General features: G+C 42.8%; 12 protein-coding genes. 1 reads left to right on the forward strand and 11 read right to left on the reverse strand.

Annotation, left to right across the window (positions count from 1 at the left end; genetic code table 11):
• Nucleotides 1–13: 13 nt before the first annotated feature.
• The 11 genes from DWW70_RS03540 to DWW70_RS03590 all read right to left on the reverse strand — a co-directional run bounded on the left by DWW70_RS03540 (nt 14) and on the right by DWW70_RS03590 (nt 13,860).
• On the reverse strand, nt 14–886 hold the full coding sequence (locus DWW70_RS03540) for a prepilin-type N-terminal cleavage/methylation domain-containing protein (protein WP_118649239.1): 873 nt from the start codon (nt 884–886) through the stop codon (nt 14–16).
• A 12-nt stretch (nt 887–898) separates the two neighbouring features.
• Nucleotides 899–1,420, reverse strand: coding sequence for a prepilin-type N-terminal cleavage/methylation domain-containing protein (locus DWW70_RS03545; RefSeq protein ID WP_117548745.1), 522 nt, complete (start codon nt 1,418–1,420; stop codon nt 899–901).
• 12 nt (nt 1,421–1,432) lie between these two features.
• Nucleotides 1,433–4,249 carry a hypothetical protein gene (locus DWW70_RS03550; protein ID WP_117874721.1) on the reverse strand — a complete coding sequence of 939 codons (2,817 nt, stop codon included), beginning with the start codon at nt 4,247–4,249 and terminating at the stop codon, nt 1,433–1,435.
• Nucleotides 4,250–4,252: 3 nt separating this feature from the next.
• Nucleotides 4,253–5,575 carry a prepilin-type N-terminal cleavage/methylation domain-containing protein gene (locus tag DWW70_RS03555; protein ID WP_055223930.1) on the reverse strand — a complete coding sequence of 441 codons (1,323 nt, stop codon included), beginning with the start codon at nt 5,573–5,575 and terminating at the stop codon, nt 4,253–4,255.
• A 31-nt stretch (nt 5,576–5,606) separates the two neighbouring features.
• Complete coding sequence (locus tag DWW70_RS03560; protein WP_117874719.1) at nt 5,607–6,371, reverse strand: hypothetical protein; 765 nt, start codon at nt 6,369–6,371, stop codon at nt 5,607–5,609.
• Between the two features lie 12 nt (nt 6,372–6,383).
• A complete protein-coding gene (gene pilM, locus DWW70_RS03565) occupies nt 6,384–7,997 on the reverse strand; it encodes a type IV pilus assembly protein PilM (protein WP_022216709.1) in 1,614 nt (537 codons plus the stop codon).
• Between the two features lie 549 nt (nt 7,998–8,546).
• Complete coding sequence (locus DWW70_RS03570) at nt 8,547–8,972, reverse strand: type II secretion system protein (RefSeq protein WP_118649240.1); 426 nt, start codon at nt 8,970–8,972, stop codon at nt 8,547–8,549.
• A 145-nt stretch (nt 8,973–9,117) separates the two neighbouring features.
• The gene (locus tag DWW70_RS03575; RefSeq protein WP_055144040.1) at nt 9,118–9,534 is read right to left on the reverse strand and encodes a type II secretion system protein; all 417 of its coding nucleotides are present in this window, start codon (nt 9,532–9,534) and stop codon (nt 9,118–9,120) included.
• An 18-nt stretch (nt 9,535–9,552) separates the two neighbouring features.
• Entirely contained in the window at nt 9,553–10,761 is a 1,209-nt protein-coding gene (locus DWW70_RS03580; RefSeq protein ID WP_117874716.1) for a type II secretion system F family protein, read from the reverse strand.
• A gap of 220 nt (nt 10,762–10,981) precedes the next feature.
• The gene (locus DWW70_RS03585; protein ID WP_117548741.1) at nt 10,982–12,043 is read right to left on the reverse strand and encodes a type IV pilus twitching motility protein PilT; all 1,062 of its coding nucleotides are present in this window, start codon (nt 12,041–12,043) and stop codon (nt 10,982–10,984) included.
• 74 nt (nt 12,044–12,117) lie between these two features.
• Complete coding sequence (locus tag DWW70_RS03590; protein WP_117874714.1) at nt 12,118–13,860, reverse strand: GspE/PulE family protein; 1,743 nt, start codon at nt 13,858–13,860, stop codon at nt 12,118–12,120.
• 284 nt (nt 13,861–14,144) lie between these two features.
• On the opposite strand from DWW70_RS03590, the gene sigK reads away from it, so the two are divergent.
• A complete protein-coding gene (gene sigK, locus DWW70_RS03595) occupies nt 14,145–14,765 on the forward strand; it encodes an RNA polymerase sporulation sigma factor SigK (protein WP_118649241.1) in 621 nt (206 codons plus the stop codon).
• The last annotated feature ends 2 nt before the right edge of the window (nt 14,766–14,767 follow it).

Genomic DNA, 14,767 nt, shown 5'->3' on the forward strand with positions numbered 1-14,767 from the left:
TTTTCCTCCTCTATTAATCCCACTCATGCTTCTTGAGCACGAATGAATTTCTGAGTCCAACTACACTTGTTACTTTATATGTCTCTTTTGTTTTTGTGTCTTCAAATCCAATAATCACTGCAACACTATTGTCTGCAGGATTGACCTGAAGCTGAAAGCTTTTCACGTTGTTAGCAAGCACTGTACCTTTCTTGGAGCTTGCATCCACATACTTTGTACACGATGAAAGCACCGCCTGTGCCTGATTTACCTTTGCTGAATCGCTGCTCTTGAGATCCTGCTTTGCCTGATTAAGCGTTTCATCACTCATCTCCTGTCTGAAAACATACAATTTCTTGTCTGTCTTGCTGTAGGTAATCGTACAGAATGCAGTCTTATCTAGCTCAGATGAATACTGAACCCACAGATAATCAGCATCTATAAATGTGTGCACATCCTCTGAAGCACCAGCGCCGCCAAAAGGCTTAACATCCGCTATATCATAGCTATTGCTTTTTTTCTTTATCACACCGCTATCTGACACTATATCCTGGATTACATCAGCAACGCCTCCCTGCTTACGGAGTGTGCTTCCCGATCCTGCGGATTTCACATACGTATCCTCAGGAACAATAAAGCTTCCTGTAACCTGAGTGAATGATGTTCCAGTCTGTACGTAAGCAGTTCCTTCAATCTTGATATCACTTGCCCCCATCAGTATGTCTGCTATCGCATCATATGTCTCAGTCGCCTGAGACTGAAGCTTCTGTCTGGACGACTGCTTCTTATGTGACGCAACAGTTGTAGATATAAGGGACATGACAGCAACCATGAATATTCCCAAGATTGCCATATACAGTATAAGCTCTATGAATGTGAAGCCCTTGTCTTTATTTCTACATATCATTCTTCACACCCCCTAATTCTTTCCATATGTATGACCGCCTGTATACTGGTTCAGGTTGACCCTTCCAACAGTATTGTTGCTGTTATACTTGCAGAAACGATACTCTCCATATCCAGTCAGCACCTGACTGTCAGATTTCCTGATAATAATAACCTGCTCTGAAAGAGGAGTAGTCACTGAATCTGCATCGTAATCGTCAGCATAATATATCGTAACTCTCTCCAGCACCTTGTCAGGTGCAGATGAATTAGCAGTAAATGACTCCGCCCTTCCATCAGCGCATATACCATAGAAAATATCGTAATTAGCACCATTCTGGACTATCCTTACCGCCTCTCCACTTTTTTGCGTCCTAGTTCTCATCTCAAGCGCCGACAATTCACTGTCAAACTTCTGCAGTGAAGCAGTTGCCTGAGACGCTCTTATTGATGATATAGTGAGAAAGCCCACGCCTGACATTACTGCAATTATAGCAATAACAATTATCATCTCTATAAGCGTGTATCCATTATTTGATTTTATACAATTCTTCATCAGCTACACCCCCTATTCAACATTCTTCTTCCAGTTCTGGAATACAAGAATATCTTCATATGAGATGTCTGATATTGATGCTCCTGTTACCTCTGTGTTACCTTCGCTCTTGGATGATGTATAGTTCTTCAGCACCTTTGTTGTAAGCGTATTGAGCTTTTCGTCTGTGCTCTCTGAACACTGTTCAAGAAGATTTGCAACAAATGCAGCGTCTGCTGATATTGACATATTATGGTCAATTATAAGCTTTGATCCAGTGATTATCATACCTCTGAAGCTCTTAACATTCTCATCAAATCTTACATTACCACCGGCAATTATAATTCCCTGGAATGATCCATCACCATTGTTTGGCTGGAGCTTAACATCACCAGAATTGATAACTATGGTTTTAGCCTCATTATCTGTTGCATTTCCAATTGTATTCTCAATTGAAAGGTTCCTGCTAAATACATAAGCAAAATCAACATAGTGATTTAAAGGAGTGATACTGTAATCATATGAATATTCATCTTTATCCTTATTATATGTACTTGTATATCCACTTGCTGACTTGCTATAGCCTGCAATCTCCCACGCATTTACATCAGGCTTAGTTGCCTCATCCTTCTTGTTGAGAACTGACAGATGATCCTTCATATTTATATACATATATGAGAGGAAATTACTTGTAGTCTCTTCATCATTTGCAACTGAACTTCCTGAAAGCTCTGCAGCATCCGCCTTGAGGTCATTAAATACCTTTTTATTGTTGTCTGAACCCTTGTTACCAAGGATGTTAGTAAACACCTTGCCTGTTGAAACATTATCAAGCGCTGTAGCCACATCCATTGTGGTAGTTGTGGATGCTCTCAGGAACAGCGAATCATCGTTATTCTGATCTGTGACAGCACCGCTTGCATTTATCTTGCCCTCTGCCGGAAGAACCAGCTTAACCTGGAACTGCTCATATTTCTGTACATTATAGAGTTTACTGCTTATCTCATCACCGTAATCCTGAAGAAGCTTGTAATATTTCTCAGCAAACTTCTCAGCATTGCTTACATTGGATGAATCCTTTCCATCCTCAATATACAGATAATAATAATCATGTCCTGAAACAGTCTGCTTAATTGCTGTTACACCCTTATCTCCCTCTGTAGCAAGATCATTGAGGAAATCATCATACAGATCAAGTATGTTCGCATCTGCCTCAAATGTCTTTGGGAACTGAAGTGTAACTGTAGTGATTCCTGTGTCAGGGTCAACCTTCTCAGTGTTGTTCACTACAGACCACTGGGTAAGGAACATAAGCTGGTTTGTCTTCACATCAAGAGACTGTCCTGTGGAATAATCCTCCAGTGTGGTGAATGCATAATCTGCATTCTCATCAACTGTTATATTCTCGTCATCCTCAGGAACACTGGACGCTGCAATCTTAGAGAACTCAATGTATGACTTACCTGCTATATACAGTGAATTAAGTTCCTGAAGATCAAGTGTTGAATTCTTACCATTTACTATGATCGCACTGTCACTGAAGTGTGATCTCAGCTTATATCCGGTTGCCAGGTATCCCTTCTGTCTAAGATAATTCAGGCTTCTTGTATCCTGAGCATTGTAGCTATATCCAAAATAACTTCCCTGAGTAAACTTCAGGCTCGCCTTCTCTGCGTTAAGCTCTGTATCATCAAAGATATATGCATCAGCAGAAGCCTTAAGAGAACCGCCATCCTTTCCACCTATGACAATATTGTCTGCCCAAAGCTCTGAAAGAGTCTGTGTACGACCTGAAAGGTTTATCTCTGCTCCATTGTATGCTGCAAGAGAACCTGAACACACAACAACATCAGAGTTGAGTGTAAGTGATGTATTTTTTCCATTTACAAATATTCCGGAATAAGCACTGCTGTCCTTTGTTCCCCACATTGTACTAGGCTTACTCTCATATTTGTTCGTAACCTTTGTCTCGGCTACATCGTTATAATCCTTATTGTAATAATCGCTTGCTGCGTAGATATTACCCTTTACCTGCGCATCTGTTGTCTTATTATCATTGTCCTCGCCAACTTCAACACCCATATCTGCAAGTATCGCATACTCATACAATGTATTGCTAGCTACACTGCTTGTATCAAACGATACATTATATTCAGGCTCCGTGAGAACAATATCCGTAGTGATAGACTGCTCATAGGTTCCTGCTGTTGATCCCTGCAGATCCACACTTCTCTTAACACACACATTCTTGAATGTGACAGACTGAACCTTGTCATTTTCGTAACCCGACTGCTTCTCCGTCTTAATTCCTCCATTATTCTTATAATACTGAGTTGTTGTCTTGTTATTAACATCAGTATATATAAGCTTCATGTTCGATGTATCAAGTCTGACACCATCCGGATTGTCCACTGCATCATACTCATTAGATATGAAAGACTGAAGTGTATCTGTCACGTTCTTAAGACTCTTATAGTTTGTATCTGCAACAAAGCCTGTCATGAAAAGCTTTTTGAAAAGCTCATTTGCCGATTTATTGTCAAGGGTAGTATACGCCTGAGCCTTAGTATCATACACAACAACCAATTCAGCCGTAGTTGTATACGCTGAATAAAGGTGCTCATTGGTCGCTGCGCCTACCCCCGCATACATCTCATCAAGTGCAGTTTCTACCTCATAAAAGTTATTCAGGGAATTCAGCTTATAAAATTTGAGCTTGTATGTCATCATAGCTCCCATAAGTATCGCTGAAGCAAGAATGCACATAAATGTGGTTGCGACTATTACAAGGACGAAACTTGAACCGTGATCATCGTTATGCCTAAGCTTTCGCTTTAATCTCTCAATCATCTGTTACTTCCCCCTTGTTCCAGTAACCGTCGTCTTGTTTCCTTTACTATCTGTCAAAGTAACTGTTATATCGTACATATATACACTGTCACTCTGATCCTCTGTCAAACGAGCTACAGGATAGTCAGAATTAACATTGTCAAAGTCAAAGTTGGCATATACATTAAGATCTGACGACTTTGCTCCCGCTGCCAGCTTAAGTCTCACCTTGACATCTGACATCTTGGTGTTCTTTCCTGCATTCGTATATGTAAGATCATCAACGTTCGCCACATTGAACTGCTCACGTATGATCTTCTTGTATGTATCGCTGAGCTCTGCTGTCGTCTCGAATACATACACATCCGCCTTCTCAGATATTCCTGAATTATCCACCGTTATGGTATCTGTCGTACAGTATGAACCATTGTATATCGCCGGAACATAGAGAAGATACACAGGTGGCAAACCATTCGTAAACTCCTGCTTGTATACTATTCCATCACCATATAAGGTGGTAGGCTTGTATACATTTTTGCCTGAGCTCTCATACTGTGATCTGATAACTGAGACCGTTGTATAATCTGTGTATTCCACATAACACTCAACTGTATATGTGGATCCCAGCTTTGATATCTTGATCTTGGTATTCTTCTGGAAATGATCCTCATCGAATGTTCCACCACCGGAAAGATAATGGTTGTACTGCACATCATACTTTCTCAGCACGTCAAGCTTCGCATCCAGGAAATACTGATATGCGAGATTATCAAGATTGCTGCCTGTTGCGGCTACATTATAGGTGGCACCTATAATGATAGCCGACTGTTTGCTGTCCAGATTTCTGATAGTTCCCGATTCCGTAGCATTAGTCTGTATGGCGCCACTTTCATCGCTTTTGAATGTCGCACCACCATCAAGACCTGCAAGCACATATCCATTCTTAAGGACCTGATATGCCGCATCATTCACATCCACCTGACAGGTGTAGGTCTCATAAGATTTTCCTATGGATACATCGTTGCAGGTATAGGTTGTGTCCGAATATTCCGCCGTTTTAGAATTCGGCAATGTAATAGACTTTCCCGATGGTGTTCCCTTTGTAAAGGAATATGTCTTTGTTCCATTGCCATCAGGAATATTCACATTTCCTGACAGATCAGCGGTCTTAAAGATCTCCATGATCTCCTCAGCCTTCTCGACTGCATACTGCTTCTTCGTCGATGTAGTACCCGTCTTCGTGGCTGTGATCAATGCATTGGTTATCGGATAGATCAGAATGGCAAATATGGCAGCAGCGATTATAATCTCTACTAAACTAAATCCTTTATTGTTTGATTTAACCATTTATTTGTTCACTCCATTTAAGTGTATGCATCTACTGGGCTGTTGTTGTGGTCGTAGTCGTAGTAGACTTTACTGTTGGGTTTCCAAAGATGTTGTTTGTACCTGTCTGTACATTCACATCTGCGTGATCTGTAGTTCTGTCATCACCGTTTACTGCATATGAGGTTATCGTCATATCTCCCTCATACTTTCCTGTCTGTTCGTTGAATGCTATAGTGACATCGTCAAGAGTCATTCTGTAATCACCATTCTTGATGTAGTCGATGACATCCTTGATATCCTTGTAGTCTCCCTCGTATGTGACAGGGAATGATGCTGAATAGCAGTTGTAACCTGATGCTGTAGCTGCTGACTCATCTATAGTCACGTCAGATGCTGCTGCATCTGTTGAAGCACTTGAATTATCAGCAACGGTAACGTCGCCCACAGCGCCTGCGCCAAGTGTATAGAAAAGTGTCTCCTCACCCATTGTTACACTAGGAAAGTTGAACTTATACTTATCCTTTACACCCTGTAAATACATGATCGTGTTATCCTGATACAGCTCTGATGGAAATTCTGCAAGAACAGCCTCATAGTCTGCCTTGTACTTCTCAGTGTCAGCTATGTACTGCTGTCTGTTCGCATCCTTCTCAAGCAGGCTGTTGTAATATGTCTGTCTCTCGTTGTACTGACTCTCAATACTCTTCTTGTCATCGAAATTGCCCATGGCAAGAAATCTTATAGGAAGCACTAAGATAGCAATTCCCAATAAGAATAATAATAGATTTCTCTGTCCCTTTGTGATTGAATCCATGATAGTCCCTCCTTAATTAACTGATACTTCATCTGTTGAAGTCTCGGTATCATCTGCATTTACATCCTTGTAGATACATGTAACTGTAAAGTCGTATGTTGTATCCCCGCTCTGCTGATCCACATTCTCAGTGACAGACTGAACGAATGAATTGTCTATGCACTCTATATCCTTGAGGTTTATTGCAAATGCAGCTATATCCTCGTACGACTTCGTGTTACCTGTGAAACTAACCTCTGTTGAAGATGAATCAAACGCTGTAAGACTGATTCCCTTTGGCATCTTGTCCTCAAGCTCCGCAATAAGTGTTCCAACATTCTCATTGAGGTTCTCTGTGTAACTGTACATATTCTGAGCATCCATGTATACACTTTCTGCATCTTCATAGTCCTGAACAATCTGCTCTATATCCTTGATTGAATCAATATCTCTATTCACCTGATCAAGTTTTGACTGAGCCTTATTCTTAGCTATAAATGAGTACGCTGTAACACCACCTGCAACTATGACTGCTATGATGATAAATGCTATAACCAGTGGTGTTGTGTCAACACTGCTTGCACCACCCTTGCTGCCAGTCTCACCAAGCTCGAAGCCCATAGGGTCAAAGGCAGCTCCGATAGGAACCATGAGATATACAGGATTATAAATCTTGAGATCAATCTTTGGGTCAAATTTGATGTTATACAATGTATCCATTACTCTGGTTGATACATTGAGCTGAACCTTGAACAAGCCGTCGATTCCCTTGATAAGGGCTCCATCACCTGTGAGAAATACATCATCAATAGGCTTATCAGGATTCTTTGATGTGAAGAAGTCCATCACACGGCCGATATTGTTGATGAGATATCTGAATGCTCCTGTTATAGCATTGTCATCGAAATCAACTGTGAGAAGTCTTTCGTTCTGGAGAAGAGTCATAGCTGTAGTTGCATCCACGCCCTTCGCATCCATAACTTCGTTGACTACCACATTGGTACCGTACGGAACTGTTCTCTGAAGGAGAAGTGTATCTCCTTTTACGATGTTGAGCACTGTTGATTCACTGCCCAACTGGATTACCATAGTTGTCATTGCCTCTGTTGTCTGAGTCTTGATCAACTGAAGCATTGCATTACCAATATAATCAAGTGCTACTACTTTCAGTCCAGCCATAGCTGCGAGATCATAGTATGATCTTACCATGTTCTCTGGTGCAGCGACTGCAAGAACTCTGAGCTGCTTGTTATTCTCTTCATCAGTAACTGTCTCAAGCACTGTATGAGACACTACGTAATCCTCTATATTAACAGGGAAATACTCTGATGAGTTCGCATTAATAATTCCTTTGATTTTGTTCTCCTTAACGAAAGGTACAAGAACCTCTCTGTTAACGATCTTTGTAGAGGTAAGAACGAATATCGCGTTCTTGTTTGTTATTCCATTTGCTGAGAGCTGAGACTTGATTGCCTCTGCTATTCTCTCTTTGTCTCTGATCACGCCATCCTCATAGGCATCTTCCGGTGTCTCGAAGATGATAGCGTTGTGTATCGTTGACTGCTTCTTGTTTGAAGGTGTAACTTCAACGATAGTAATACTTTCATTTGTAATGTCGATTGTTAAGACTTTATTATTACTCGCCATTTTTATAGCCTCCCTCGCTAATCAGTAGTTTTGTATGGAAAATTCCACATTGCTTTGAGTACCAGCTTACCGCTGTTCACCCCATTCATATAATTGTTCCGGATAAGTGCTTTCCGGATAAAGGTCAACATTCTGTCACCCTTTTAATAGCTCATCTCATCCACATAATGACCCTTTTATATAGAAGAAACTCACTGAAAAATAAGTACCAGCTCTACCTAGGTAAGCCAGTTGCCGCCATAAGTCATGCTATGTGACTTGTCACATATACAAAAAACCGCTGACTGCAAAGAAAGAGTGAGTACAAAGGATCAGACTGTATAACAATTATTCCTTCATATTCAGCTCCGTGTAAAGATATAGCAACCGGGGAAAATCCCCAGCTACTATAAATATAAATAGTAGAAAATGTGTCAGCACCTGACGATGATCACACTCACTGCCTGTACGAGGTTGCAATAGGTATAATCACCGTCTTGTGCTACACTTATGTAACACCTATCTTGTTCTCATGAACAATCCGTAAGTTTACACAAGTTTGTCAGGATCTTACTTGTACTCAGCACATACATCTGGGTAAAGCTCTGAACCATTAACTGTTACAGTGAAAGTAGACTTGTCTGAGCTAAGTGTAAACATAAATGACTGATTCTTATCATACTTTGGCTTGTATGCAGCTGAACCAAGCTGTGATACAACCTCGCTTGTAAATGCAGCACCAGTTCCTGTTACTGCAACAGGCTTTGTTGTTGATAATGTATAATCACCAGCATCTGCTGCATCGTAAGCTGCCTCTACTGAAAGTGCGTTTGTAACTGCTGTTGCGATTGTCTGTGCGTTTGATACATCTGTTGATCTTCTTGACTTAGCGATGTACTTGATAAGTGCTGGTGCAAGAGCTCCAGCAAGGATTGCCATAATAGCAATAACGATAATTAACTCTACTAATGAGAAACCTTTGTTGTTTTTCTTCATAATATTACTCTCCTTTTTAGTTGTTTATTGTGTGTTGTTATGTGCTTTGCACTATATCAAACCGGCATCCTCGTTCTACCGGGTTTAACCTTTTTAGTTATCATGCAGGTCATACATGATATATCAAATAGCTACCAGACGTATGTTACTTGTAAGCATCACACACATCCGGATACAGCTCTGAGCTGTCCACCTTTACGGTGAATGTAGCCTTATCACTATTGACTGTGATAGTGAACTGCTTGTCCTTGTCATACTTTGGCTTGAATGTACTTGTCCCAAGCTGACTTGTGACTTCTGATGTGAACGCATTCGATGTGCCAAGCTGTGTGCCATCGGTATTCACCGGGTAATCACCAGGTGTGGCATCATCATATGCCTTCTCTACCGATAAGGCATTGGCGACTGCCGTCGCTATAGTCTGGGCGTTCGACACATCGGTCGATCTTCTTGACTTTGCTATGTACTTTATGAGCGCCGGTGCAAGTGCTCCGGCAAGAATAGCCATGATTGCTATGACTATGATAAGCTCCACCAGTGAAAAGCCTTTGTTTCTGTTCATCTAACTTTCCTCTTTTGATTATACATTGTCCATAGCGTTGTACATACTCATGATAGGTCCATATACCGCTGCAACTATCATGCCAACAACACCTGCAAGAAGAACCATAATCATAGGTTCCATAGCTGCTGTAAGCGCATTTGTTGCCGCCTCAACTTCTTCGTCATAGTAGTCAGCAACCTTGCTGAGCATCTCCTCTATATCTCCTGTCTCCTCTCCAATCTTTGTCATGGCTGAGAGCATAGGTGGAAGCATCGTCATATCCTTAAGAGGCTTTGAGAGTGGCACACCCTTGGATACCTGAATCTTAGCATCCATAAGACCATCTCTGATAATCTTGTTGTCCATCATCTTCGCAACCTGCTCAACCGCATCTATCATGGATATACCTGACGCCATCAGTGTGCTCATGGTCCTGGCAAATCTTGCACACGCCGTCTTCACATTCAGGTTGCCAAATATAGGTGCCTTAAGTCCTATGTTCGCAAAGAGCTGTTCACCAAACGGCGTCTTCTTGAAGAACTTAACACCGAATACTATCGCCGCAACTATGATTATGAGCAGCCACCACTTATACATGACAAAATCTGCCGCAGCCATCATCATACGAGTTGCGAGTGGAAGCTGAGTTCCCATCTCTTCAAACATACTTGAGAAGTTTGGTATAACCGCTACCAACACTACTATGATAACTATAACCATAACACAGAGAACTACGATAGGATATGTCATGGCACCCTTGATCTTGGATGACAATGCATTGTCCTTCTCGAAATGCTCTACCAGTCTGTCCAAGCAAATCTCAAGATTACCAGACATCTCACCGGCTGCCACCATGTTGATCATGATAGGCGGGAATACATCCGGGTTAACTCTGAGCGCATCCGCCAGAGTTCCACCTTTCTCTACATATGTACGCGCATCTGCTATGGCCTTTCTCAGTGTCTTGTTCTCGATCTGATCTCCCATCAGCTCCAGTGCGGATATGATGGTAACACCAGCCTTGATGACCGCTGAGAACTGTTTACAGAATACACCCAGGTCTCTTGACTTGACCTTCTTCTTAAATCCTATACCCCCAAGCGGGCTGCTCTGCTCTGTCAGGCTCATAATCGAGTAGCCTTCTGACTTCAGCTTCTTCTCAGCACCGTCTCTGTTAGGGGCCTCGATGGTACCTTTTTTATTCTTACCATCTCTGTCAACAACCTTGTAATTAAATACTGCCATTGTCTCTCCTCCGACCCAATCTTAATATTCTTACGTTTTCATGTATCTACACTTTAAAAGCGCAATAATGCAACATAAATTATATGTAAAATATCTTACTATACCACACAGATTTAATCAACATTTAATTATTTGCACGTTATTTTTTAGACAATATGCACAATGCAACTTGGTTATTATACCACATTTTTCCATATGGTAATCGATTATTCCATATATCTTACTGTCCGTTGATCTTCTTTCTCAGGTACTGCTGATCCTGTGCGTATGTCATGGCAACCTCTCTTGTGACGGTTCCTGAAGCATACAGATCATACAATGCATCGTCCATAGTGATCATACCTAAGGCTCTGCTTGTCTGGATAGTTGACTGGATCTGATGAGTCTTGGCTTCTCGTATCAGACTTCGTATAGCAGGTGATGCAAGCATTACCTCGAAGGCTGCAACTCGTCCGTTGCCGCTCGCTATAGGAAGAAGTGACTGTGAGATAACTCCCTCAAGAACCATCGCGAGCTGAACTCTTACCTGCTGCTGCTGGTTTGTAGGGAAGATATCTATGATACGATCGATGGTACTTGCCGCACCGATTGTATGCAGTGTGGAGAATACCAAATGTCCTGTCTCGGCAGCGGTTATGGCTGTGGAGATAGTCTCAAGATCTCGCATCTCTCCTACGAGGATGATATCAGGATCCTCACGGAGTGCTGCACGGAGTGCATTCGCATAGCTGAGTGTATCCATACCAACCTCTCGCTGGTTAACTATTGCCTTGTTGTGATGGTGAATGTACTCTATAGGATCCTCCAGTGTGATGATATGATCCGTAAGGTTCTCATTCGCCTTATTTATAATAGAAGCAAGTGTGGTCGACTTACCAGAACCTGTAGGTCCTGTTACGAGAACCAGTCCTCTCTTTCTCTTGTAGAGCTCCACAACCTCCCTTGGAATACCAAGCTGGTCAGGTCTTGGGATCTGTGTCTCAACTCGTCTGTACGCTGCTGCCATGTTTCCTTTGTCCATGAATACATTGACACGGAAACGTCCGGTCTCAGGTGAGTCGAATGAGAAATCGACCTCTCCTCTGTCCTGAAGTATGGCCTTATGCCTATCCTTCATAGTAGATCCAATTGCCTCTGCCGCATCAGCAGGTGACAGTGCCGGAACCTCAACCTCGGTGAGCTTACCGTTGATTCTGAGCTTAGGTGGTATACCTACAGCTATATGAACATCTGACGCCTTTGCTTCTACAGAGAAGGCAAGTAATTCCTTCATGTCTAACATAACTTGTCCCTTCCTTTCCCTTTTGCATTAATAATTACAATTTATATATAATCTCATTATATATCTCTTATATCTTACAGCTCTCCCATATCCACTCCCTCGGCCACGGTCACTGTACTGTGAACAATCTTGTTCATCTCTGCTATGGATGTGATGCCATCAAGAACGTGCTTGGCAGCTCCCATCTTCAGTGTGAGCATTCCTTCCTTGAGGGCCTGCTTCTCAATGACATCCGCTGTGGCTCCGGAAGCGATAACAGCCTGAAGCTCTCTTGATACAGGCATCATCTCGTATACACCGATTCGTCCTGAATAGCCTGTGTCGTTACACAGTGGGCATCCCTGTGGCTCGTAGATGATGACATCCTCCTCGTCAGCCGGAACACCGAGCTGAACTCTCTCATCATCCTCCACAAGTCTCGGCTGCTTACATGTGGTACAAAGTCTTCGCACAAGTCTCTGTGCAATAACTCCAACAACAGCATCACCGGCGATGTATGACTCAATACCCATATCGATAAGACGGGTGATGGTCGAAGCCGCTGAGTTAGTATGCAGTGTCGATACAACCAAATGTCCTGTGATAGCGGCCTGTACGGCGATTCCTGCTGTCTCACCGTCTCGGATCTCTCCTATCATGATGATATCCGGATCCTGACGAAGGATAGATCTGAGGGCTGCCGCGAAAGTCATGTCCGCTTTGTTATTAACCTGCACCTGATTGATACCGTTGATGTTCGCCTCGACAGGGTCCTCAACGGTGATGATGTTAACATCCTCTGTGTTAAGCTCACTGAGTGATGTGTACAGTGTAGTTGATTTTCCTGATCCTGTAGGTCCCGTTACAAGGATGATACCATGTGGGTTGCTGAGGATATTATCGAAAACCTTCTCCTGCTCTGCATCGAAACCAAGGGCACTCTTCGGTTTTGTCAGACCGTCCTTGGATGTAAGTCTCATAACCGTCTTCTCTCCGAAAACTGTTGGAAGGATAGAAACACGGACATCAAACTCTCTTCTGTCAACCATGATGGTGATACGACCATCCTGTGGTTTTCTCTTCTCTGCTATATCCATACCGCCTATGATCTTGATACGGGCTGTGATACCTGCCAGTATGCTGAGGTCGTATGACATAACCTGCTTAAGTGCACCATCTATTCTGTATCTGACTCTGACGCTGTTCTCCAGAGCCTCTATATGTATATCTGACGCTCTCTGTCTTACTCCGCCTTCGATGATCTGCTTAACCAGAAGTACGATAGGGGAATTATCGATTTCTTCGTTGCCCTCTTCCTCGTCGCCTCCGCCGAGCACATTCTGCTGCTCCTGTCTGTAGGCCTCAGCAGCCTCCATAGCCTGAGCGCTTCCGTAGTACTTATCTATAGCGTTCTTTATACCCTCCTCCGAGGCGAGCATCGGCTCAACCTGAAGGTTGGTGACAAGTCCTATATCGTCCATGGCCATGATATCCATAGGATCCGCCATGGCTACCTTGAGGATGTTCGGGTTATCAGGATCTATCTCTATAGGTATGGCCTGATACTTGGTGACCATGTTCTCAGGCACCATGTGTATAACCTTCTCCTCGATCTTAGCTCCCTTGAGCTCTATGTAGTCAATTCCCAACTGGGTTGTAAGTACCGTAATCAGCATGTCGTTACTTATAAATCCCAGATCAACCAGGGCGTTACCGAGCTTTCTGCCGGTCTCCTTCTGCTTTGCAAGTCCTTCCTGAAGCTGCTCCTCCGTGATAGCCCCCGCTGCTACAAGGACATCTCCAATTCTGATCTTCTTACGTCCCACGCTTAATCGCATTCTCTAAATACCCTCCTCACGTCTCTCGCAATCCTGCGCACAGGCAGAATTATCCAAATACCTAAAGCGTATTATATCACAGTATTTTCACATTTTAAACATTTTGTACATATTTTGATATATTTTTTTGCACATTTATCAGATTTCGGCAATTTTACAGGGTGGATAAGCACTATTTCTGCACAATAAACATATTATATAAGCAAGCTGACTGTACTAATTGTAAAATAGCCCGTCCAACAAATGTGCAGCCGGTACAATCAATTTACGGGAGCAGTTAATATATGGAAGCGTTTAAAAACCCACTAACTCCCGAAGAAGAAAAAAAATATATTGCGCTGTGCCTGTCCGGTGACAAGGCTGCCCGCAGCATTCTGATAGAGTACAATCTCCGTCTGGTCGCCCACATATCCAGAAAGTACAATTCCGCCGTGAGGGATCCCGAGGATCTTCTGTCCATAGGCACGATAGGTCTCATCAAAGCCATAGACAGCTACAGACCCGACAAAGGCTGCAAACTGTCAGGATACGCCGCCAAATGTATCGAAAACGAGCTTCTCATGACTCTCCGCCACGAGAAGAAGAAGGCGCGTGAGGTCTCGATCTACGATCCCATCGGCACTGATAAAGAGGGTAACGAGATCGTCATCCTTGACATCATAGGTTCGGAGAACGTCAACGTTCTGGACAAAATGATACAGGATGACCACCTGTGCCTGCTCCCCTCCTGCATATCATCGCTCCTCTCCTCCAGAGAAAGAGAGATCATATATATGCGCTACGGTCTTGACGGGCAGTCACCTCTCACCCAAAAGGAGGTCGCCTGTACGCTCGGAATCTCCAGATCTTATGTATCGCGCATAGAGAAAAAGGCTCTCGGGAAATTAAGAGGATGCCTGGATTGACA

Origin of the sequence: Coprococcus sp. AF16-5 (assembly GCF_003479365.1) — a bacterium.
Lineage (GTDB): Bacteria > Bacillota > Clostridia > Lachnospirales > Lachnospiraceae > Coprococcus > Coprococcus aceti.

Excerpts from the sequence above, each read along its gene's own strand:
- DWW70_RS03540 (WP_118649239.1), bottom strand. The coding sequence starts at position 886 with ATGATATGTAGAAATAAAGACAAGGGCTTCACATTCATAGAGCTTATA.
- DWW70_RS03545 (WP_117548745.1), bottom strand. The coding sequence starts at position 1,420 with ATGAAGAATTGTATAAAATCAAATAATGGATACACGCTTATAGAGATG.
- DWW70_RS03550 (WP_117874721.1), bottom strand. The coding sequence starts at position 4,249 with ATGATTGAGAGATTAAAGCGAAAGCTTAGGCATAACGATGATCACGGT.
- DWW70_RS03555 (WP_055223930.1), bottom strand. The coding sequence starts at position 5,575 with ATGGTTAAATCAAACAATAAAGGATTTAGTTTAGTAGAGATTATAATC.
- DWW70_RS03560 (WP_117874719.1), bottom strand. The coding sequence starts at position 6,371 with ATGGATTCAATCACAAAGGGACAGAGAAATCTATTATTATTCTTATTG.
- pilM (WP_022216709.1), bottom strand. The coding sequence starts at position 7,997 with ATGGCGAGTAATAATAAAGTCTTAACAATCGACATTACAAATGAAAGT.
- DWW70_RS03570 (WP_118649240.1), bottom strand. The coding sequence starts at position 8,972 with ATGAAGAAAAACAACAAAGGTTTCTCATTAGTAGAGTTAATTATCGTT.
- DWW70_RS03575 (WP_055144040.1), bottom strand. The coding sequence starts at position 9,534 with ATGAACAGAAACAAAGGCTTTTCACTGGTGGAGCTTATCATAGTCATA.
- DWW70_RS03580 (WP_117874716.1), bottom strand. The coding sequence starts at position 10,761 with ATGGCAGTATTTAATTACAAGGTTGTTGACAGAGATGGTAAGAATAAA.
- DWW70_RS03585 (WP_117548741.1), bottom strand. The coding sequence starts at position 12,043 with ATGTTAGACATGAAGGAATTACTTGCCTTCTCTGTAGAAGCAAAGGCG.
- DWW70_RS03590 (WP_117874714.1), bottom strand. The coding sequence starts at position 13,860 with ATGCGATTAAGCGTGGGACGTAAGAAGATCAGAATTGGAGATGTCCTT.
- sigK (WP_118649241.1), top strand. The coding sequence starts at position 14,145 with ATGGAAGCGTTTAAAAACCCACTAACTCCCGAAGAAGAAAAAAAATAT.